Consider the following 19,011-nt stretch of genomic DNA (forward strand, 5'->3'; position numbering starts at 1 on the left):
ATGTAATCGAGTTTCAATTCTCACACGAAGCGGTTACATGCGGGTTACCCGCAGCACCGTCACAGCAGAGGATGTGACAACAGGTGCGCCAGCACATGCGCGACGATGGCCGCCTCCAGTCCACGGCGGGCATAGAGCGCACCGGCCAGCAGGCCAAACGCGGCGTTGCCAACCAGCACAAACAGCACCACCGGCAGCGTCAGCACACCGGCCATGGCCTGGGCCGCTGGCAGGTGCCCCACCGCAAACAACAGGGCGCTGAGCACCACCGCCACAGCCACCAGCGCCTTGCCGGGCAGGCCCTGCCCACGCTGCACCACGCGCCAGCCCAGCCACAGCAGCAGGGTCATCACGCCCCAGCGCACCAGCAGCTCCTCGGTAATGCCACCGTAAAGCAGCTTGACCACCAGCGGCACCGCGCTGGCGGGGTCGGACGGCTGCAGCGCCTGCGGCGCCACCTGGGCCAGCGCCCACAGCCACGCGGCGCCTGCCACGCCGCCCATCACGCCGGGTGCCACCACCGCGCGCAGTGCAGGGCCCACGGGCCCGCCGCCCAGCCACGCAGACAGCACCGGCACCTGCAGCCCCACGCGGGGCGCCAGCCACACGCCGATGGCCACGGCCAGCGCCAGCAGCACGGCTGTCTGCAAGCCGCTGAGCAGCAGCACCGCCCACAGGGGCAAGGGCAGCAAGGCCGCGTTGGCCTGCAGGGGTGGCAGCAGCGTCCAGACCACGGCCACCACACCAGGCAAGCCCAGCAGCCACAGCAGCGCGCCCAGGCGCCACCCAGGCGAGCGGGCCAGCGCCCCTTGCGCCGCGCTCATCGCATCAGGGCCTCAATCTCGTCGGCCTTGACGGGCACGCCGCGCGTGATCAGCTCACAACCGGTGTCTGTGACGATGGCATCGTCCTCGATGCGGATGCCGATGTGATGGAACTGCTCGGGCACCCCCTCGGCGGGGCGCACATAGATGCCGGGCTCGATGGTCAGCACCATGCCGGGCCGCAGGATGCGGCTGGGCCGGTTGGTGATGGTTTCGCCCGAGAGCGGGTCTTTGCGTTCGCTGGTCTGACCGACCTCGCCGGGCTCCACATAGCTGCCGCAGTCGTGCACATCCATGCCCAGCCAGTGGCCGGTGCGGTGCATGTAGAACTGGAAGTAGGCGCGCTGGTCGATCACGTCCTGTGCGGTGCCCACCTTGTTCTTGTCGAGCAGGCCCAGGTCCAGCATGCCCTGTGCCAGCACGGCCACCGTGGCATCGTGCGGGTCGTTGAAACGGGCACCCGCCTTGGTGGCCGCCACGGCCGCATCCTGGCTGGCCAGCACCAGGTCATACAGCGCGCGCTGCGGCCCGGTGAACTTGCCGTTGGCCGGGAAGGTGCGCGTGATGTCGCTGGCGTAGCCGTGCAGCTCGCAACCCGCGTCGATCAGCACCAGCTCCCCGTCACGCACGGGCGCGGCATCGGCACGGTAGTGCAGCACACAGGCGTTGGCCCCGGCGGCCACGATGGAGTTGTAGGCGGGGTACTGCGATCCGTGCTGGCGGAACTCGTGCAGCAGTTCGGCTTCGAGGTGGTACTCGCGCACATCCTCTCCGGCGCGCAGCATGCGGGCGGCACGCTGCATGGCGCGGATGTGGGCCTGCGCGCTGATGCTGCTCGCGCGGCGCATGATGTCCTGCTCGTAGGCGTCCTTGAACAGACGCATCTCGTCGAGCAGCGTGCACAGGTCGTTCTGCACGGCGGGGCACAGCGCGCCGTAGCGCACACGCCCGCGCACCACGTTGAGCCAGCCCTCCACGCGTGCGGCCAGACCGCTGTGCGTGGCAAAGGGGTACCAGACGCAGGCCGTGTTTTCGAGCAGGCGCGGCAGCTTGCTGTCCATCTCGGCCATCGAATGTGCGGCGTCCACGCCCACGGCAGCGGGCGCAGCGGCGGGGCCCAGGCGGTAGCCGTCCCAGATTTCGCGCTCCAGGTCCTTGGGCTGGCAGAACAGCGTGCTGCGGCCATCATGCGCCAGCACCAGGCAGGCGCCCGGCTCAGTGAAGCCGGTCAGGTAATAGAAGTAGCTGTCGTGGCGGTACAGAAAGTCCGTATCGCGGTTGCGCGGACGCTCGGGCGCCGTAGGAATGATGGCAATGCCCCCTGGGCCCAGCTGGGCAGCCAGGTGCGCGCGGCGCTGAGCGTAGACGGAAGCAGGCACGGTGGTGGTCATGGGAGGGGGTCGCAAGCAAGGGTGTTGAGTTCGGCCAGCCGTTCGGGCGTGCCCACATCGGTCCAGCGGCCGGTATAGAGCTGCGCGCTGACGCGACCATTGTCCATCGCCCGGCGCAGCAGCGGCGCGAGCGGGGCTTTGATGCCGCCGGGGTTGCCCGGCGGGATGTCGCACCAGGGCGCCGCGAACAGCTCGGCGCGCAGCAGGGCGATGGTGCTGTAGGTGTAACGCGGCGCGGGGTCGTCGGCGGGCAGGTTCAGCGCCAGGCCGTCGGCCGACAGGCCAAAGTCGCCGCGCGGGTTGTGGGCGGGGTTGGGCACCAGCCACAGATGGGCCAGGTGGGTGCTGGCCTCGAAGGCCGCCACGGCCGCGCTGTCGAACACGAAGTCAGGCGCAAACACGTCGCCCGCCGCGAGCCAGAACACGCCCCCCAGTTGGGGCAGCGCACGCGCGATGCCGCCAGCGGTTTCCAAAGCATCACCAAAGTCCACCCCTTCGTGGGAGTATGAAATTGATAGCTGCTCAGGCTTGCCAGTTGCGCGCGAAGGGCCAAAAACATCTGAAAAACAGTCGCTGATCTGGCTGCCCAGCCAGGCGGTGTTGATCACCGCCCGCCGGACACCCGCATCCCGCAAAGCCTGGAGGTGCCACTGCAGCAGCGGCTGGCCTTGCACCTGCAGCAGAGGCTTGGGCGTGGTGTCGGTCAGGGGGCGCATGCGCTCGCCCCGGCCAGCAGCCAGCAGCAGGGCCGGGACTTGGTGCTGGGCAGGACTCATGCGGCCACCTCACTCACCACACCCCGCTGCAGCGCGTGGCGATCTGCGGTGGTGGGCTGGAACAAGGCCAGCAGCGCGTCCATCAGCGCATGCGCCTTGGCCGAATGGTCGGCGCCGAAATTGCACACATACACATCCAGGGTGACGGCGCGCTGCTCGGGCCAGGTGTGCACACACAGGTGCGACTCCGCTAGCAAAACAGTAGCTGTCACCCCGCCAGGGCCGCGCGCAGTAGCCGGAAATTCATGAAACAGCTGCCCCACGGCCTGCAACCCGGCGGCGCGCACGGCGTCGGTGCAGGCGCCCCCCAGGGCGGCGGCGTCCAGCAGCCAGACGCTGGCGCAGCGGCAGCCCTGGAGATCGGCGGTGAGGTGCAGTCCTTGCATGGCCCGCACTGTAGTGCATTGCCGCCGTGCCCCGGGGCGTTGCCATGCCAATTCAGGCGGGCGAAAGCCGCCCCGGTAAAATGCCGGGTTTCCCCTGAACCACCCACCCCGAACCACTCCCCATGGCCAACACCCAGCAATCCCAACAGATGGCAAATGCAATCCGCGCATTGGCCATGGACGCCGTTCAACAAGCCAATTCGGGCCACCCCGGCGCCCCCATGGGCATGGCCGACATGGCCGTGGCGCTGTGGAGCCGCCACCTCAAGCACAACCCCACCAACCCCCAGTGGTTTGACCGCGACCGGTTTGTGCTGTCCAACGGCCACGGCTCGATGCTGCTGTACGCGCTGCTGCACCTCACCGGCTACGACCTGCCGATTGGCGAGCTGAAGAACTTCCGCCAGCTGCACAGCAAGACCCCCGGCCACCCCGAAGTGGGCTACACCGCTGGCGTGGAAACCACCACCGGCCCGCTGGGCCAGGGCATCACCAACGCCGTGGGCTTTGCGCTGGCCGAAAAGCTGCTGGCCGCCGAGTTCAACCGCGAAGGCCATGCCGTGGTGGACCACCACACCTACGCCTTCCTGGGCGACGGCTGCCTGATGGAAGGCATCAGCCACGAAGCCGTGTCTCTGGCAGGCGCCTGGAAGCTCAACAAGCTGATCGCCCTGTACGACGACAACGGCATCAGCATCGACGGCCAGGTCGCTCCCTGGTTTGCAGACAACACCCCCCTGCGTTTTGTGGCCAGCGGCTGGAACGTGATCGGCCCCATCGACGGCCATGACGCCGACAAAGTGGTCACGGCCATCGAAGAAGCCAAGAAGCAGACCGAGCGCCCCACCCTGATCGTCTGCAAGACGCACATCGGCAAGGGCAGCCCCAACCGCGCCAACACCGCCAAGGCCCACGGCGAACCGCTCGGCGCTGAAGAAATCGCCCTGACCCGCGAAGCCCTGGGCTGGACCAGCGAGCCCTTCGTGATTCCCGAAGACGTCTACGCCAGCTGGGATTGCAAGGCCAACGGCCAAAGTGCCGAAGCTGCCTGGAACGACCGCTTTGCCGCCTATAGCAAGGCATTCCCCGAGCTGGCCGCCGAACTCACCCGCCGCATGAACGGCGACCTGCCCGCCAACTTTGCCCAGGTGGCCGTGGACACCGTGGTGGCCGCCCACACCAAGGGCGAAACCGTGGCCAGCCGCAAGGCCAGCCAGCTGGCGCTCGAAGCCTTCACCGCCGCCCTGCCAGAGCTGCTGGGCGGCAGCGCCGACCTGACCGGCTCCAACCTCACCAACACCAAGAGCACGCCCAACCTGCGTTTTGACATGCAAGGCCACGTGGTGAAGAACGAGGCTGGCGTGGGCGGCCGCCACATCAACTACGGCGTGCGCGAATTCGGCATGGCGGCCATCATGAACGGCGTGGCGCTGCACGGTGGCTTCATCCCCTACGGCGGCACCTTCCTGACCTTCAGCGACTACAGCCGCAACGCCATCCGCATGGCCGCGTTGATGAAGCAGCGCGTGATCCACGTGTTCACGCACGACTCCATCGGCCTGGGCGAAGACGGCCCCACGCACCAGTCCATCGAGCATGTGGCCAGCCTGCGCCTGATCCCCAACCTCGATGTCTGGCGCCCGGCCGACACGGCCGAAACCGCCGTGGCCTGGAGCGTGGCCCTCTCCAACCGGAACAAGCCCACCGTGCTGGCCCTGTCGCGCCAGAACCTGCCCTACGCGCCCAAGCGCGATCTGGGCGAGATCTCGCGCGGCGCCTATGTGCTGAGCGAGCCCGCCGACGTGGGCATCAAGAAGAAGCCTGTGGCCGTGATCATCGCCACCGGCTCTGAAGTGCAGCTGGCGCTCAAGGCCCAGCGCCTGCTGGCCGACAAGAAGGTGCCGGTGCGCGTGGTCTCCATGCCCAGCACCACCACTTTTGACCGCGAAGACGCCAAGTACAAGAGCAGCGTGCTGCCTGCCGGCGTGCCGCGCGTGGCCGTGGAAATGGGCGTGACCGACGGCTGGTGGAAATACGGCTGCGCTGCCGTGGTGGGCATCGACACCTACGGCGAATCGGCCCCCGCGCCCGTGCTGTTCAAGCACTTCGGCTTCACCGAAGAAAACGTGGCCGATGCCGTGCTGGTCGCCATCGGCGCTGCGCGCCTGAAGCCCGCCAAGAAGGCCCGCTAAAACTTCTCCTGCCCGCTGTGCCCCGCTGCCAGCGGGCGTGCAGCGGCAGATTCCCGATTTCGACTTTGCAACTTTGAAGAGGCTCCCTATGACGATCAAGATTGGTATCAACGGCTTTGGCCGCATCGGCCGCAACGTGCTGCGCTCGGCCATCCAGAACTTCAGCGACATCGAAGTCGTGGGCATCAACGACCTGCTGGAGCCCGACTACCTGGCCTACATGCTGCAGTACGACTCGGTGCACGGCCGCTTTGAAGGCACCGTGGCCGTTGAAGGCAACACCCTGATCGTCAACGGCAAGAAGATCCGCCTGACGCAAGAGCGCGACCCCGCCAACCTGAAGTGGAACGAAGTCGGCGCCGACATCGTGATCGAATCCACCGGCCTGTTCCTGGACAAGGTCACGGCGCAGAAGCACATCGACGCAGGCGCCAAGAAGGTCGTGCTGTCGGCCCCCTCCAAGGACGACACCCCCATGTTCGTGTTCGGCGTGAACCACGACACCTACGCGGGCCAGGCCATCATCTCCAACGCATCGTGCACCACCAACTGCCTGGCCCCCGTGGCCAAGGTGCTGAATGACAAGTGGGGCATCAAGCGCGGCCTGATGACCACCGTGCACGCTGCCACCGCCACGCAAAAGACCGTGGACGGCCCTTCGAATAAGGACTGGCGCGGTGGCCGTGGCATTCTGGAAAACATCATTCCCTCCAGCACTGGCGCTGCCAAGGCCGTGGGCGTGGTGATCCCTGCCCTCAACAAGAAGCTGACCGGTATGTCCTTCCGCGTGCCCACGTCCGACGTGTCGGTGGTGGACCTGACGGTGGAGCTGGAAAAGGCCGCCACCTACGAAGAAATCAAGGCCGAGATGAAGGCCCAGTCCGAAGGCGCGCTGAAGGGCGTGCTGGGCTACACCGAAGACAAGGTGGTGGCCACCGACTTCCGTGGCGACACCCGCACCTCGATCTTTGACGCCGACGCTGGCATCGCGCTGGACGGCACCTTCGTCAAGGTCGTGAGCTGGTACGACAACGAATGGGGCTACTCGAACAAGTGCCTGGAAATGGTGCGCGTGGTAGCCAAGTAACCACGCCACGGTCCGCTGCGCGGGGCTACCCCTGCGCAGTGGACACCTCTCAAGATGATGATGATGACGAAGCGCTAGAAGCGACTACCCTGTTCAAGCCGGTCGCCTGCCAAGGCCGCCGGCTTTTTTTTGCCCGGAACTCAATCAGCCCGCAAAAGCCTCGGTGTCCACCTCGCTCGCGTTCTGCGCGTTGTAGCGTGCGCCCACCACCGTGTGCTGGTTGATGAGCCCGTCCAGGCGCTGCATCGTCGCGGCGTCCAGCGTCACATCCACAGCCCCCAGGTCGTCGTGCAGGTGCTCCACACTCGTCGTGCCCGGAATGGGGATGACGTGCTCGCCCCGGTGCAGCAGCCAGGCCAGTGCCAGCTGCGCAGGCGTGCAACCCACATCGCGCGCCACCTGTTGGTAGCCGTCCAGCAGTTGCAGGTTGGCGGCGTAGGCCTCGGGCGCAAACCGCGGCATGGCGCGGCGGATGTCCTTGGCGTCCAGGGTACTCACATCGCGCAAGTCCCCGCACAAAAAGCCCCGCGCCACGGGGCTGAAGGCCACAAAGGCCGCGCCCAGCTCGCGGCAGGCGTCCAGCACCGCAATCTCGGGGTTGCGCGTCCACAGCGAATACTCGGTCTGCACCGCCGCGATGGGGTGCACGGCGTGTGCCTTGCGCAGTGTTGTGGCCGACACCTCCGACAAACCAATGCTGCGGATCTTGCCCGCGCGCACCAGATCGGCCAGTGCGCCCACACTGTCTTCAATGGGCACGTTCTTGTCCCAGCGGTGCAGGTAGTACAGGTCGATCACATCGGTCTGCAGGCGGCGCAGGCTGTCTTCGCAGGTCTGGCGCAGCGTGGCGGGGCGGCCATCGATCACGCGCACCAGCTTGCCGTCGCCATTCACATCCACACCCTGCATGCCACATTTGCTGGCCAGGGTGAAGCGGCTGCGATGCTGCTTCATCACGCGGCCCACCAGCGTTTCGTTGGCGCCAAAGCCGTACAGCGTGGCGGTGTCGAACAGCGTCACGCCCGCGTCGAGTGCGGCCAGCAGCACGCGCTCGCCCTGCTCGGCAGACACGGGCGCGCCATAGGCGTGCGAAAGGTTCATGCAGCCCAGGCCGATGGCCGAGACGGAGAAAGGTCCAAGGGTTCTTTGTTGCATGCCGCGAGCTTACGGCAAGCGCGGCAACCCACCGGGTGGCTCGGGCTTGGGTGCGGGTCTAAGGCTTTGCGACAGGTGGCCGCTTGGCCCACAGCTCGATGCGCTCGCCCGCAGCGCAGGCAGCCACCAGCTCCGCAAACCGCGCCTCGCGGGTCGCATCGCGCTTGGCCGAGGTGACCCAGTGCAGCATGCTCTTGCGGTAGCTGGGCGGGGTGGATTCCTGAAAGAACCGCCACGCGGCCTTGTTGCGCTGGAATGCGCGCAGCATGGGTGCGGGCAGCTCGGCCACCCCCGCCTGCTCGTGCGAGTAGATGGCCGACTTGTCAGCCTTGCGGTGTGCGAAGGCGGCGAGCCCCGCAGGCGTCATGCGCCCTGCCGCCTGCAGTTGCTCCACCTTGGCGATGTTGACCGCGCTCCAGATCGACGACGGCTTGCGCGGGGTAAAGCGGATCGAATAGGTGTGCTCGTCAATGCGCCGCCGGATGCCATCGATCCAGCCAAAGCACAGGGCTTCGTCCACCGACTCTGACCAGCCCATGCTGGGGCGGCCCGATCCAACCTTGTGAAAGCCCACCAGCAACTCCTGCGCGCTGGCCGCATGGCGCTCCAGCCACTGGCGGAATGCCTGGGGCGTGGCAAAGAAGGTGGGCGCGGGCGGCTGGGTCATGGTGCGGCAAACGTCCTTCTGTCTGGCCTTCTTTCTACCAACTGCAGCTGCGGGTGCATACGTCAGGCCACCACGGCGTCGTGCACTGGCTCGGCGCGTGGCCCCAACGGCACCACGCACAGCGTCACACCATCCAGCGTGAGCACCAGACCCAACTGTCCACCCACTTGCACCACTCCACCTACCTTGGCCGGTGCGCACATGGCATGCGGTGGCACGGGCTGCACGGAGCCCTGCATTGCCAGCGCACTCACGGGCGGCGGGCGCAGCAGGGCCCACAGGCCCTGGGGATCTCGCAATTGCAGCGACTGCAGGTACAGGCGCAGCACCGCAGGGTCGGCGTCCTTGGATTCATCGCGCCCATCACCTTGGTGCACACCGTCGCCTTCCCGAGCCTGCCGAAGACGCAGCAACGCGCGGCGCAACTGCTGGCGACTGGCCGCTTCAGAACTGCCAATGGCCTGTGCCAGCTCGGCGTGGCTGGCCTCAAACACCACATGCAACAGCACCGCAGCGCCCTCGGCGGGCGTCACACACGCCGCCAACCAGCGCAGCGCGAGCGTGGCTTGCTGCGCCAGCGCGGCATCGGCCTCTGCCGAGGGTGCGACCGAACCGGCAACATCGCCATGCGCGGTCTGCGTGGCTTCGGTCAGCCACTGCGCCATCCACTGGCGCCGCCGCAGGCGGTCGATGGCCAGGTTGCGCACCACCGTCAGCAGCCACGCCTGGGCCGCATTGAGCGCCGGGGTCTGGGCCTCCAGCGCACGCACGTAGGCGTCCTGCACGGCGTCCTCGGCCTCGGCCGGGCCCAGCAGGCGCGTGGCGGCGCGCAGCAGGGTGCTGCGGCTGGCGTTCACCAGCGCCATCAGGTGTTCATCGTTCTGCATCGGGGCATGGTGCCACAGGCTGAATCAGGCCGCACACCGGCAGGCAATGACACGCAAGGTGTTGTCATGACCTCCATCGCATGGATTGGCGGCGTTCAACAGCCCGCAGCGCAAAGGGTATGGTCAACTTTTCCGGCGCCTTGCCGATAACCAGGGATGCAAATTGGCAGCACCACCTCCTCCACCGGCCCGGTCTCTTCCTCCAGTGGCAGCAGCGACATCGCCAAGCTGCAAAAGCAGCTGCGCGAGCTGACCGAGCAGCTCAAGGGCTTGGCCAGCTCCGACATGGATGCCAAGGCCAAGCAACAGAAGGCCAAGTTGCTGCAGGCCCAGATTCAGATGGTGCAGGCCAAGATCACGGCGATACAGCGCGCGCAACAGCAAGAGCAGCAACGGGCCCAGGCGGCGAAGGCCGAAGGCGCGGCGGCCGGTGCCGCGCAGCAGCAGAAGGCCCCATCGGCAAAGAATCCACCTGCTGGGCTGGGCAACAACGTCGATACCTACGCCTGACAAAACGGCTTTCTGAACGGGTGGCCTCTGTCTGCGCCCCCCGCCCCGGCATGCGCCCAGTGCCACATTTGCCTGCGGCGTCCGCGACAAGCTCCACCCGCCAATGCATGGACAATCCCGGCATGTCTGGCGTACCTCCTACCACTTCACACCCCTCTTCCGCCCGCCCCGTCTTGATCGCCGGTGGTGGCATTGGTGGCATGGCCACTGCCCTGACCCTGCACCAGATCGGCGTGCCCTGCATTGTCTTTGAATCAGTGCCCGAGCTGCAGCCGCTGGGCGTGGGCATCAACCTGCAGCCCAATGCCGTGCGGGAGCTGCACGACCTGGGGTTTGGCAACGAAGTGCTGGACACCATTGGCCTGCAGGCGCGCGAATGGGCCCTGGTGGGCCGCAACGGGAACGAGGTGTATGCCGAGCCGCGCGGCCTGGAGGCGGGCTACCACTGGCCGCAGTATTCCGTGCACCGGGGGCAGCTGCAGATGATGCTGTTCAACGCCGTGCGAGAGCGCCTGGGAAACGACGCCGTGCAACTGGGGCAGCGGGTGGTGGGCTACCGGCAAGATGCCGATGGTGTGACGGCGATCATCGAGACACGCGATGGTGAACGCCGGGAAGTGGACGGATCGCTGCTGATCGCCGCCGACGGCCTGCACTCAGCCGTGCGGGCGCAGATGCACCCCACGCAGCCGCCCATCCAGTGGGGCGGAGCCATCATGTGGCGCGGCACCACACCGGGGGTGCCCGTGCGAACGGGCGCTTCGTTTGTGGGCGTGGGCTCGCTGCGGCACCGTGTGGTGTTCTACCCCATCACACCGCCCGACCCGGCCACAGGCCTCGCCACCATCAACTGGATCGCCGAGATCACGGTGGACAACCAGGGCGGCTGGCAGCAGGGCGACTGGAACCGGCGTGTGGCGCTGGAGGAATTCGCTCACCACTTTGACGGCTGGAACTACAGCTGGCTCGACGTGCCCGCCATGCTGCGCGGCGCCAAGGACATTTTTGAGTACCCCATGATCGACCGCGACCCCGTGCCCACCTGGGTAGACGGCCGCGTGGCGCTGCTGGGCGACGCGGCGCATGTGATGTACCCGGTGGGCTCCAACGGTGCCAGCCAGGCCATTGTGGATGCGCGCGTGCTGGGGGCGCAGTTCATCGCGCATGGCGTGGGCCCGCAGGCGCTGCGTGCCTATGACGACCAGCTGTGCAAGGACATCTCGGCGCTGGTGCTGCGCAACCGGGGCTCCGGCCCCTTCGGCCTGCTGGGGCTGGTGGACGAGCGCTGCGGCGGGGTGTTCGACCACATCGACGACGTGCTGCCGCGCGAGGAGCGCGAAGGCTTCATGGCCCGCTACAAGGCGGCGGCGGGGTTTGCGATCGAGACGCTGAATGCGGCGCCGCCCACCATTGCGCCGGGGCAGCGCGTAGCCACAGGCTGAGGGCTGTCACGCCCGGCGTGTCTCGTTCGTCATGGCAGTCCTGCCACTCTTTTCAAGGACCTGCCCCCCATGGACACGCCAGACACCAACACCCCACATGCCACCCCAGGCTCCGAGCCACGCACGTCGTACCTTGAAGAAAAGGCCTTCAAGGCCCGCACCCTGCTGGTCTTCGGCACCATCACCGACACCCTGGCCGCCGATGTGGCGCGGCGGCTGATTGCGCTGGATGCCGAGAGCGCCGAGCCCATCGACATGCTGGTGAGTTCGCCCGGCGGGCACCTGGAATCGGGCGACACGATGCATGACTTGGTGCGATTCATCACCGCGCCGGTGAACATGATCGGCACCGGCTGGGTGGGCAGCGCGGCCACGCACCTGTACCTGGCGGCGCCGCGCGAGCGGCGGTTCTGCCTGCCGAATACGCGCTTTTTGATCCACCAGCCCAGCGGGGGCGCGGGCGGCCCGGCCAGCGACATCGCCATCCAGGCGCAGGAGATCGTGAAGGCCCGCGAGCGCATTGCGCGCACCATCGCCCGGCAGACGGGCAAGCCGCTGGAGGTGGTGCTGGCCGACATTGAGCGCGACCACTGGCTGTCGGCCGAAGAGGCGGTGGATTACGGCCTGGTCTCGCGCATCATCGAGCACAAGACGGCATTGAAGGGGTGAGGCCGCGCACCCCAAAAACTATCAAATGAATAGCTGCCAGCGCTTGATGGATAAGCGCCAGCAGCCAATTTGGCTTTCAATCAGCCTGCGTTGAGCTGCTGCTCCAGGTTGTGCAGCACCTGGTAGCAAGGCAGCACCTGCGCCACGCTGGCGTTCGGCTCACGGCTCTCCTTGATGGCGGCGAAGAACTCGCGGTCCTGCAGCTCAATGCCGTTCATCGACACATCCACCTTGCTCACATCGATCTTCTCTTCTTTGCCGTTCACCAGATCGTCGTAGCGGGCGATGTAGGTGGCGGTGTCGCCGATGTAGCGGAAGAAGGTGCCCAGCGGGCCGTCGTTGTTGAAGCTCAAGGAGAGCGTGCAGATCGCCCCGTTGGCCGCCTGGAGCTGGATGCTCATGTCCATGGCGATGCCCAGGTCCTTGTGGATGGGGCCCTGGATGGCGTTGGCTTTGACGATGGGGCTGCCTGCCTGGTAGGCGAACAGGTCCACGGTGTGGGCAGCGTGGTGCCACAGCAGGTGGTCCGTCCAGCTGCGGGGCTGGCCCAGGGCGTTCATGTTCGTGCGGCGGAAGAAGTAGGTCTGCACATCCATCTGCTGGATGTTGAACTCGCCGGCCGTGATCTTCTTGTGCACGTACTGGTGGCTGGGGTTGAAGCGGCGCGTGTGGCCGCACATGGCCACCAGGCCGGTCTGCTTTTGCAGGGCAACAACCTTCTCGCCATCGGCCAGCACGTCGCACAGCGGGATCTCGACCTGCACGTGTTTGCCCGCTTCCAGGCAGGCGATGGTCTGGCTGGCGTGCATCTGCGTGGGCGTGCACAGGATCACTGCGTCCACTTCCTTGATGGCCAGGCTGTCGGCCAGGTCAGTGGTGACGTGCTTGATGCCGTACTTGTCGGCCACTTCCTGGGTCTTGGCCAGGTCGCGGCTGATGAGGGAGACGACTTCGACGCCGTCAATGTTCTTGATGCCGTCCAGGTGCTTGATGCCGAAGGCGCCAGCGCCTGCGAGTGCGACTTTGATGGTCATGGTGTGTGTCCTTTCAGGTGTTCTCAAGAATCAGGTGACCCACGGCGGTGTTGGACGCGGGCACATGGTAGAAGCGGTGCGCCAGCTTGGGCGGCTTGCCACCGGCCACGTCGGCCATCGCGCCACGCGCGATGAGCCACATCACCAGCTCGATGCCCTCGCTGCCCGCCTCGCGCACGTAGTCGATGTGCGGGATGCTGGCGGCGGCCTCGGGGTCGCTGATGAGCTTGTCGAGGAAGGCGTTGTCAAACTCTTTGTTGATGAGGCCGGCACGCGGGCCCTGCAGCTGGTGGCTCATGCCACCCGTGCCCCAGATGTGCACGTTGATGTCTTCGTCGTAGCTTTCCACGGCCTTGCGGATGGCCTGGCCCAGGTTGTAGCAGCGGCGGCCGCTGGGCACGGGGTACTGCACCACATTCACGGCGAACGGGATCACCGGGCAGGGCCAGGCGCCCTTCACGGGGTCTTGTTCGCCAAACATCAGCGACAGGGGCACGGTCAGACCGTGGTCCACGGCCATCTTGTTGACGATGGTGAGGTCAAAATCCTGCTGGATGACCGACTGCGCAATGTGTGCGGCCAGGTCAGGGTGGCCGATGACCTTGGGCACGGGGCGCGGGCCAAACCCCTCGTCGGCCACCTCGTACTCGGCGGCGGTGCCGATGGCGAAGGTGGGGATCAGGTCCAGGCTGAAGGCCGTGGCGTGGTCGTTGTAGACCAGGAAGATCACGTCGGGCTTGTGGTCCTTGACCCACTGCTTGCCAAAGTCATAGCCCGCGAACACGGGTTTCCAGTAGTCCTCGTGGGTCTTGCCCAGGTCCATGGCTGCGCCGATGGCAGGCACATGCGAGGTGAACACGGAGGCGGTGATTTTGGCCATCGTCAGATTCCTTTCTTGCCCGCGCTACCCTGGGGCTGGCGGTGCGCCTGGGCGTCGCCGTCTTCGCCGATGTAGCGGTTGCCTTCGGCACTGCGGCCACCGTTGATCATCATGTTGCGGTATTCCTCTTCGGTCATGCCGGTCATGCTGCCCGCCATCTGCTGAAAGCTCTTGCCGTCGGTGGAGCCGATCTTGGCCAGAAAGTAGATGTTGCCGCCCAGGCGAATGCACCAGTTCAGGTCGCGCGCCAGCACGGCCTGCTTCTGCTCTTCGGTCATCGCCCACTCGTCCAGGTAGGCGCGTTCGTTGGCCTTGAAGCGGGCGCGGTTCTCGGCCTTCATCAGGCTCATGCAGAACTGGTTGAGCCAGTAGCCCTTGCGGCTTTGCTCGGCGTCGAAGATGGTCGTGCCAGGCACGTCCAGGTAGGGTTTATCGAGCGACATGGCGTCAATCCTCCACGGTGACTTCTTCGGGCCAGTACAGGCGCATGGGGTTGTCCACCAGCAGCTTCTTTTGCAACTCTGGTGTCGTTGCGATGTGCGGGATGAAGTCCACCAGCAGGCCGTCGTCGGGCATGTGGTCCTTGAGGTTGGGGTGCGGCCAGTCGGTGCCCCAGAGCACGCGGTCGGGGAACTCCTCGACCACCCTGCGGGCAAAGGGCACCACGTCCTGGTACGCGCTCTGCTCGCCATTCAGCGCCTTGGGGCCCGTCACGGAGAGGCGCTCGGGGCAGCTCACCTTGCTCCACACGTTGGGGTGCTGGCGCATGAATTTCAGGAACAGTTCGAACTCGGGCCCGTCCACCGGCTTGCTCACATCGGGGCGGCCCATGTGGTCCACCACCACGGTGGTGGGCAGGGCGGTGAAGAAGTCCCACAGCTCGGGCAGGTCCACCGCCTCGAAGTAGATCACCACATGCCAGCCCAGCTGGTGGATGCGCGCGGCAATCTCCATCAGCTCGTCCTTGGGCGTGAAGTCCACCAGGCGCTTGACGAAGTTGAAGCGCACGCCGCGCACGCCGGCGTCGTGCATGGCCTGCAGTTCTTCGTCAGTGACCGAGCGCTTGACGGTGGCCACGCCACGCGCCTTGCCGCCCGAGTGCACCAGCGCATCGACCATGGCGCGGTTGTCCGCACCGTGGCAGGTGGCCTGCACCACCACGTTGCGCGCAAAACCCAGGTGGTCGCGCAGCGCGTAGAGCTGGTGCTTGCTCGCGTCGCAGGGCGTGTACTTGCGCTCGGGGGCGTAGGGAAACTCGGCCCCCGGGCCGAACACATGGCAGTGGGCGTCCACCGCACCGGCAGGCACCTGGAACCGGGGCTTGCTCGGGCCCGCGTACCAGTCGAGCCAGCCAGGGGTTTTTGTGAATTCGCTCATGCGCGTACTCCTTGGTTTCTTGCAGGCTCGCAGATCAGTCGAGCGACACGTTGGCCTTGCGGATCACGTCGCCAAAACGCTGGCTCTCGTCCTTGACGAACTGGTTGAACTGGGCGCGCGTGGTGGGGAACTGCTCGTAGCCAAAGGTCTTGAACTTCTCCGCCACTTCGGGGCCGGTCAGGGCCTGTTCGATGTCCTTGCGGATCTTGTCGGCCACGGCGGCGGGCAGGCCGGGCGGCACGGCGATGGCGTTCCAACCCGTGACGGCAAAGTCCTTGGGGCCACCGGATTCGGCCACGGTGGGCACGTCGGGGAACTCGGCCGAGCGCTGGGGCCCGGCAAATGCGACCAGGCGCAGCTTGCCCGCACGGTACAGCGGGCCTGCGGTGGCGGCGCTGCCCAGCGCAAAGTCGATTTCACCCGTGGACACCGAGGTGTAGAGCTGCGTGGTCTCCTTGAAGATCACATGCTCCATCTGCGTGCCGGTGGCCGATTCGAACAACTCCGAGCCCAGGTGCACCGGGTTGCCCACGGACCAGCTGCCGTAGTTGAGCTTGCCGGGGCGCGCCTTGGCATCGGCCACGATGTCGGCCACGGTCTTGTACTTGCTGCCCGTGCCCACGGTGAAGAAGAAATGCGTCTTGAACAGCGGCAGCAGCGTGTCGAAGTCCTTGGCGGGGTCGTAGGGCAGCTTCTTGAACAGGCTGGGGTAGGCGGCCAGGTGCACGTTGTCCAGGATGAGCAGGTCGTGGCCGTCCTTGGCGCCGCGCTTCCAGGCGTCGATGGCGATGAAGCCGTTGCCGCCGGGGCGGTTTTCCACGATCACGCCCGTGCCCCAGGTGCGCGAGAGCTTGTCGGCCACCAGGCGGGCCACGCCGTCGGGGCCGCCGCCCACGGGGAAGGGGCTGATGATGCGCACCTGCTTGGTGGGGAACTGCTGCGCGGCAGCGGGTTGCACCAGCGTGCCCGCGACGGCGGCCACACCCAGCGCCAGGGCCAGCGTGCGGCGGATACGGAAAGAGGAAGCAGCAGAAGAGGAAGTCATGGGGTCAGAGACAAAGAGAATCAAAATTGATAGCTATCAGCGCAATATGGACGCGCGCAGATGGCCAAAAAAGCTTGTAAGACCGGGTTCAGTCGATGTACTTGAGCCCCGCTGCCGCCAGCGGTTCGCGCATCTTGTACATGTCCAGGCCCAGCACGCCGCTGGCCAGCTTGGCGCGCTTTTCGCCTTCAAAGCTCTCGCGCTTTTGCGCGGCTTCGAGCGTCTGCACGGCGCGGGCGGCGGGCACACACACGATGCCGTCGTCGTCGGCCACGATCACGTCACCGGGCGTGACGAGCTGGCCCGCACACACCACGGGGATGTTGACCGAGCCGATGGTGGCCTTGATGCAGCCCTTGCTGGAGATGCACTTGCTCCACACCGGGAAGTTCATCTCGTTGAGCGTCTTCACATCGCGCACCCCGGCGTCGATGATGAGCGCCCGTGCGCCGCGCGCCTGGAAGGACGTGGCCAGCAGGTCGCCAAAATAGCCATCAGTGCACTCGGCCGTGATGGCGGCCACCACGATGTCGCCGGGCTGGATCTGCTCGGCCACCACATGCATCATCCAGTTGTCGCCCGGGTGCAGCAGCACGGTGACGGCCGTGCCGCTGACCTGCACGCCGCTCTGGATGGGGCGCATGTAGGGCTTGAGCAGGCCCACGCGGCCCATGGCCTCGTGCACGGTGGCCGAGCCGAGGGCGGCCAGGCCATCGGCGGCTGCGCGGTCGGCGCGGGTGATGTTGCGGTAGACAACGCCTAGTTCGTACATATCAGAGCCCCTTTGCTTTCAGACGGGTATCGAGTCGGGAGAACACACGGCGCGTGTTGGCTTCGTAGATCTGGTGCTTGTCTTCGGCACTCAGGATCGTGGACGCCTCGATGTAGCGCTTGGTGTCGTCGTAGTAGTTGCCGGTGGTGGGGTCGATGCCGCGCACCGCACCAATCATCTCGCTGGCGAACAGCACGTTCTTCACCGGGATCACGGTGTTGAGCAGGTCGATGCCGGGCTGGTGGTACACGCAGGTGTCGAAGTACACGTTGTTCATCAGGTGCTCGTCCAGCAGCGGTTTCTTCATCTCCTGCGCCAGGCCCCGGAAGCGGCCCCAGTGGTAGGGCACTGCGCCGCCGCCATGCGGGATCAAAAACTTGAGCGTAGGGAAGTCCTTGAACAGGTCGCCCTGGATCAGCTGCATGAAGGCCGTGGTGTCAGCGTTCAGGTAGTGCGCGCCCGTGGTGTGGAAGCATGCGTTGCAGCTGGTGCTCACGTGGATCATGGCGGGCAGGTCGTACTCCACCATCTTTTCGTAGATGGGGTACCAGTGCTTGTCGGTCAGCGGCGGGCTGGTCCAGTGGCCGCCGGAGGGGTCGGGGTTCAGGTTGATGCCCACGGCGCCGTATTCGTGCACGCACTTTTCCAGCTCGGGGATGCAGGTGGCGGGATCGACACCGGGCGACTGCGGCAGCATGGCCACGGGCACGAAGTGGTCGGGGAACAGCGTGGAGACGCGAAAGCACAGCTCGTTGCAGATGGCCGCCCAGGTGCTGGACACGTTGAAGTCGCCAATGTGGTGGGCCATGAAGCTGGCGCGCGGGCTGAACAGCGTGATGTCGCTGCCGCGCTCTTTCATCAGCTTGAGCTGGTTGGTCTCGATGGACTCGCGCAGCTCGTCGTCGCTGATCTTCAGGTCAGCCACTTTGGGCATGGCCGCCGGGTCTTTGATGCCGGCGATCTGCGCATTGCGCCAGTTCTCCAGCGCCTTGGGGGCCGTGGTGTAGTGGCCGTGGCAGTCGATGATGAGGCTCATGGTTGGTGCTCCTGGAAGGTGTTCTTGTGATCGGTCAGGCGGGCTCCATGCCCTGCTTGCGTTTGGCTTCGGCAGCGGCTGGGGAGGCCAGATAGGCCAGCAAGGCACGCGCGGCATCCACCTGCTGTGAATGCGCGCCGATACCCGCTGAAAACGTGGTGGTGATCTGGATGGCCGGTGGCAGCGGACCCGCGATCTGAATGCCCGGCACGTGCAACAACTCGCTCAGTTGCTGAAAGCCCAGCGCCACCTCGCCCTTGGCCACCAGCGAGCCCACAGGCACACCGGGGGGTGCCTGCACCATGCGCGGGGCAATCTGCCCGGCAATACCCCAGCGCTCGAACAGTTTGCTCAGCGCCACGCCGCTGGGGCCGGTGGACAGGCTGATGCTGGGCGCGGCCAGCACGGCATTGCGTACGGCGTCTTCGGTGCTGAGGTCGGGCAGCGGTGCCACCGCAGGCACGGCCACGGCCACGCCGGAGTGCACCCAGTCCACCTTGCTGCCGGGCAGCAAATGGCCTGCGGCCATGAGTTTGTCGATGGCGTCGGACGCGAGGATGACCACATCGAACACCTCGCCGCCCGCCACGCGCTTGGCCGCGTCCACGCCGCCCACCGATTCGATCTGCACCGCGCCCGCCCCGGGGGCACTGGCTGCATAGGCCGCCGTCAGCTCGGCCAGCACCTGGCGGGTGGCCATGGATGAGATGCCGCGAAGCAGCGGTGCGGTGGTCATGGGTGTTTGTCTCCTGGCGGGCTCTGCGCGGCCTCTTGAAGGGCCGCAGGGAAAGCCGCAACGGGGCTTTCTGTGGCACCGATTGTGGAGAGGGCGGCTGCATTCATGAAGTCGGCACCCGCACTACCAGCTATATCATTCCGTG

Annotated in this window: 19 protein-coding genes and 1 pseudogene; 5 read left to right on the forward strand and 15 right to left on the reverse strand. The window is 66.3% G+C overall.

From position 1 onward, the window contains the following. Positions 1–59: 59 nt before the first annotated feature. From CBY09_RS22775 to CBY09_RS22790, 4 genes are read right to left on the reverse strand one after another with little or no spacing between them, the layout of a single operon-like run. Positions 60–824 (reverse strand): CPBP family intramembrane glutamic endopeptidase, encoded by a 765-nt coding sequence (locus CBY09_RS22775; protein WP_094291855.1) that lies wholly within the window; start codon positions 822–824, stop codon positions 60–62. Then, a complete protein-coding gene (locus tag CBY09_RS22780) occupies positions 821–2,215 on the reverse strand; it encodes an aminopeptidase P N-terminal domain-containing protein (protein ID WP_094291856.1) in 1,395 nt (464 codons plus the stop codon). Before CBY09_RS22780 ends, CBY09_RS22775 begins: the two co-directional genes overlap by 4 nt. Continuing rightward, entirely contained in the window at positions 2,212–2,991 is a 780-nt protein-coding gene (locus CBY09_RS22785) for a nucleotidyltransferase family protein (protein WP_094291857.1), read from the reverse strand. Before CBY09_RS22785 ends, CBY09_RS22780 begins: the two co-directional genes overlap by 4 nt. Beyond that, positions 2,988–3,377, reverse strand: a complete 390-nt coding sequence (locus CBY09_RS22790; protein WP_094291858.1) for an S-adenosylmethionine decarboxylase family protein — start codon at positions 3,375–3,377, stop codon at positions 2,988–2,990. Before CBY09_RS22790 ends, CBY09_RS22785 begins: the two co-directional genes overlap by 4 nt. Positions 3,378–3,496: 119 nt before the next feature. On the opposite strand from CBY09_RS22790, the pseudogene tkt reads away from it, so the two are divergent. Continuing rightward, positions 3,497–5,569 (forward strand): annotated as a pseudogene (tkt, locus tag CBY09_RS22795) (transketolase); the annotation flags it as partial. Between the two features lie 88 nt (positions 5,570–5,657). Then, a complete protein-coding gene (gene gap, locus CBY09_RS22800) occupies positions 5,658–6,656 on the forward strand; it encodes a type I glyceraldehyde-3-phosphate dehydrogenase (RefSeq protein ID WP_094291860.1) in 999 nt (332 codons plus the stop codon). Between the two features lie 144 nt (positions 6,657–6,800). On the opposite strand, the gene CBY09_RS22805 is transcribed toward gap, so the two are convergent. The 3 genes from CBY09_RS22805 to CBY09_RS22815 form a co-directional block, all read right to left on the reverse strand. Further along, positions 6,801–7,811: an aldo/keto reductase gene (locus tag CBY09_RS22805; protein WP_094291861.1), complete on the reverse strand. Its 1,011-nt coding sequence runs from the start codon at positions 7,809–7,811 to the stop codon at positions 6,801–6,803. A gap of 58 nt (positions 7,812–7,869) precedes the next feature. After that, positions 7,870–8,478 carry a YdeI/OmpD-associated family protein gene (locus CBY09_RS22810; protein WP_094291862.1) on the reverse strand — a complete coding sequence of 203 codons (609 nt, stop codon included), beginning with the start codon at positions 8,476–8,478 and terminating at the stop codon, positions 7,870–7,872. 62 nt (positions 8,479–8,540) lie between these two features. After that, a complete protein-coding gene (locus CBY09_RS22815; protein ID WP_094291863.1) occupies positions 8,541–9,365 on the reverse strand; it encodes a sigma-70 family RNA polymerase sigma factor in 825 nt (274 codons plus the stop codon). A 156-nt stretch (positions 9,366–9,521) separates the two neighbouring features. Between CBY09_RS22815 and CBY09_RS22820 the strand changes: the two genes are divergently transcribed. The 3 genes from CBY09_RS22820 (at position 9,522) to CBY09_RS22830 (ending at position 11,986) form a co-directional block, all read left to right on the forward strand. Continuing rightward, positions 9,522–9,875 carry a FlxA-like family protein gene (locus CBY09_RS22820; protein WP_094291864.1) on the forward strand — a complete coding sequence of 118 codons (354 nt, stop codon included), beginning with the start codon at positions 9,522–9,524 and terminating at the stop codon, positions 9,873–9,875. A 122-nt stretch (positions 9,876–9,997) separates the two neighbouring features. Then, positions 9,998–11,317: a flavin-dependent oxidoreductase gene (locus CBY09_RS22825; protein ID WP_094291913.1), complete on the forward strand. Its 1,320-nt coding sequence runs from the start codon at positions 9,998–10,000 to the stop codon at positions 11,315–11,317. Positions 11,318–11,386: 69 nt separating this feature from the next. After that, entirely contained in the window at positions 11,387–11,986 is a 600-nt protein-coding gene (locus CBY09_RS22830; RefSeq protein ID WP_094291865.1) for an ATP-dependent Clp protease proteolytic subunit, read from the forward strand. A gap of 80 nt (positions 11,987–12,066) precedes the next feature. Here CBY09_RS22830 and CBY09_RS22835 read toward each other — a convergent pair whose 3' ends face one another. The 8 genes from CBY09_RS22835 to CBY09_RS22870 form a co-directional block, all read right to left on the reverse strand. Further along, the gene (locus CBY09_RS22835) at positions 12,067–13,020 is read right to left on the reverse strand and encodes a Gfo/Idh/MocA family oxidoreductase (RefSeq protein WP_094291866.1); all 954 of its coding nucleotides are present in this window, start codon (positions 13,018–13,020) and stop codon (positions 12,067–12,069) included. Positions 13,021–13,033: 13 nt separating this feature from the next. Continuing rightward, positions 13,034–13,900, reverse strand: a complete 867-nt coding sequence (locus tag CBY09_RS22840; protein WP_094291867.1) for a class III extradiol dioxygenase subunit beta — start codon at positions 13,898–13,900, stop codon at positions 13,034–13,036. Positions 13,901–13,902: 2 nt separating this feature from the next. Continuing rightward, positions 13,903–14,343, reverse strand: coding sequence for a protocatechuate 4,5-dioxygenase subunit alpha (gene ligA / locus CBY09_RS22845; protein WP_094291868.1), 441 nt, complete (start codon positions 14,341–14,343; stop codon positions 13,903–13,905). A 4-nt stretch (positions 14,344–14,347) separates the two neighbouring features. Further along, the gene (locus CBY09_RS22850; protein WP_094291869.1) at positions 14,348–15,277 is read right to left on the reverse strand and encodes an amidohydrolase family protein; all 930 of its coding nucleotides are present in this window, start codon (positions 15,275–15,277) and stop codon (positions 14,348–14,350) included. A gap of 34 nt (positions 15,278–15,311) precedes the next feature. After that, positions 15,312–16,322 (reverse strand): Bug family tripartite tricarboxylate transporter substrate binding protein, encoded by a 1,011-nt coding sequence (locus CBY09_RS22855; RefSeq protein WP_094291870.1) that lies wholly within the window; start codon positions 16,320–16,322, stop codon positions 15,312–15,314. 88 nt (positions 16,323–16,410) lie between these two features. Next, complete coding sequence (gene ligK, locus CBY09_RS22860; protein WP_094291871.1) at positions 16,411–17,094, reverse strand: 4-carboxy-4-hydroxy-2-oxoadipate aldolase/oxaloacetate decarboxylase; 684 nt, start codon at positions 17,092–17,094, stop codon at positions 16,411–16,413. A gap of 1 nt (position 17,095) precedes the next feature. Further along, positions 17,096–18,130: an amidohydrolase family protein gene (locus CBY09_RS22865; RefSeq protein ID WP_094291872.1), complete on the reverse strand. Its 1,035-nt coding sequence runs from the start codon at positions 18,128–18,130 to the stop codon at positions 17,096–17,098. A gap of 34 nt (positions 18,131–18,164) precedes the next feature. After that, positions 18,165–18,866, reverse strand: coding sequence for a substrate-binding domain-containing protein (locus CBY09_RS22870; protein WP_240515824.1), 702 nt, complete (start codon positions 18,864–18,866; stop codon positions 18,165–18,167). Positions 18,867–19,011 lie beyond the last annotated feature (145 nt).

This window comes from Acidovorax kalamii, assembly GCF_002245625.1.
GTDB classification, from domain to species: domain Bacteria; phylum Pseudomonadota; class Gammaproteobacteria; order Burkholderiales; family Burkholderiaceae_C; genus Acidovorax; species Acidovorax kalamii.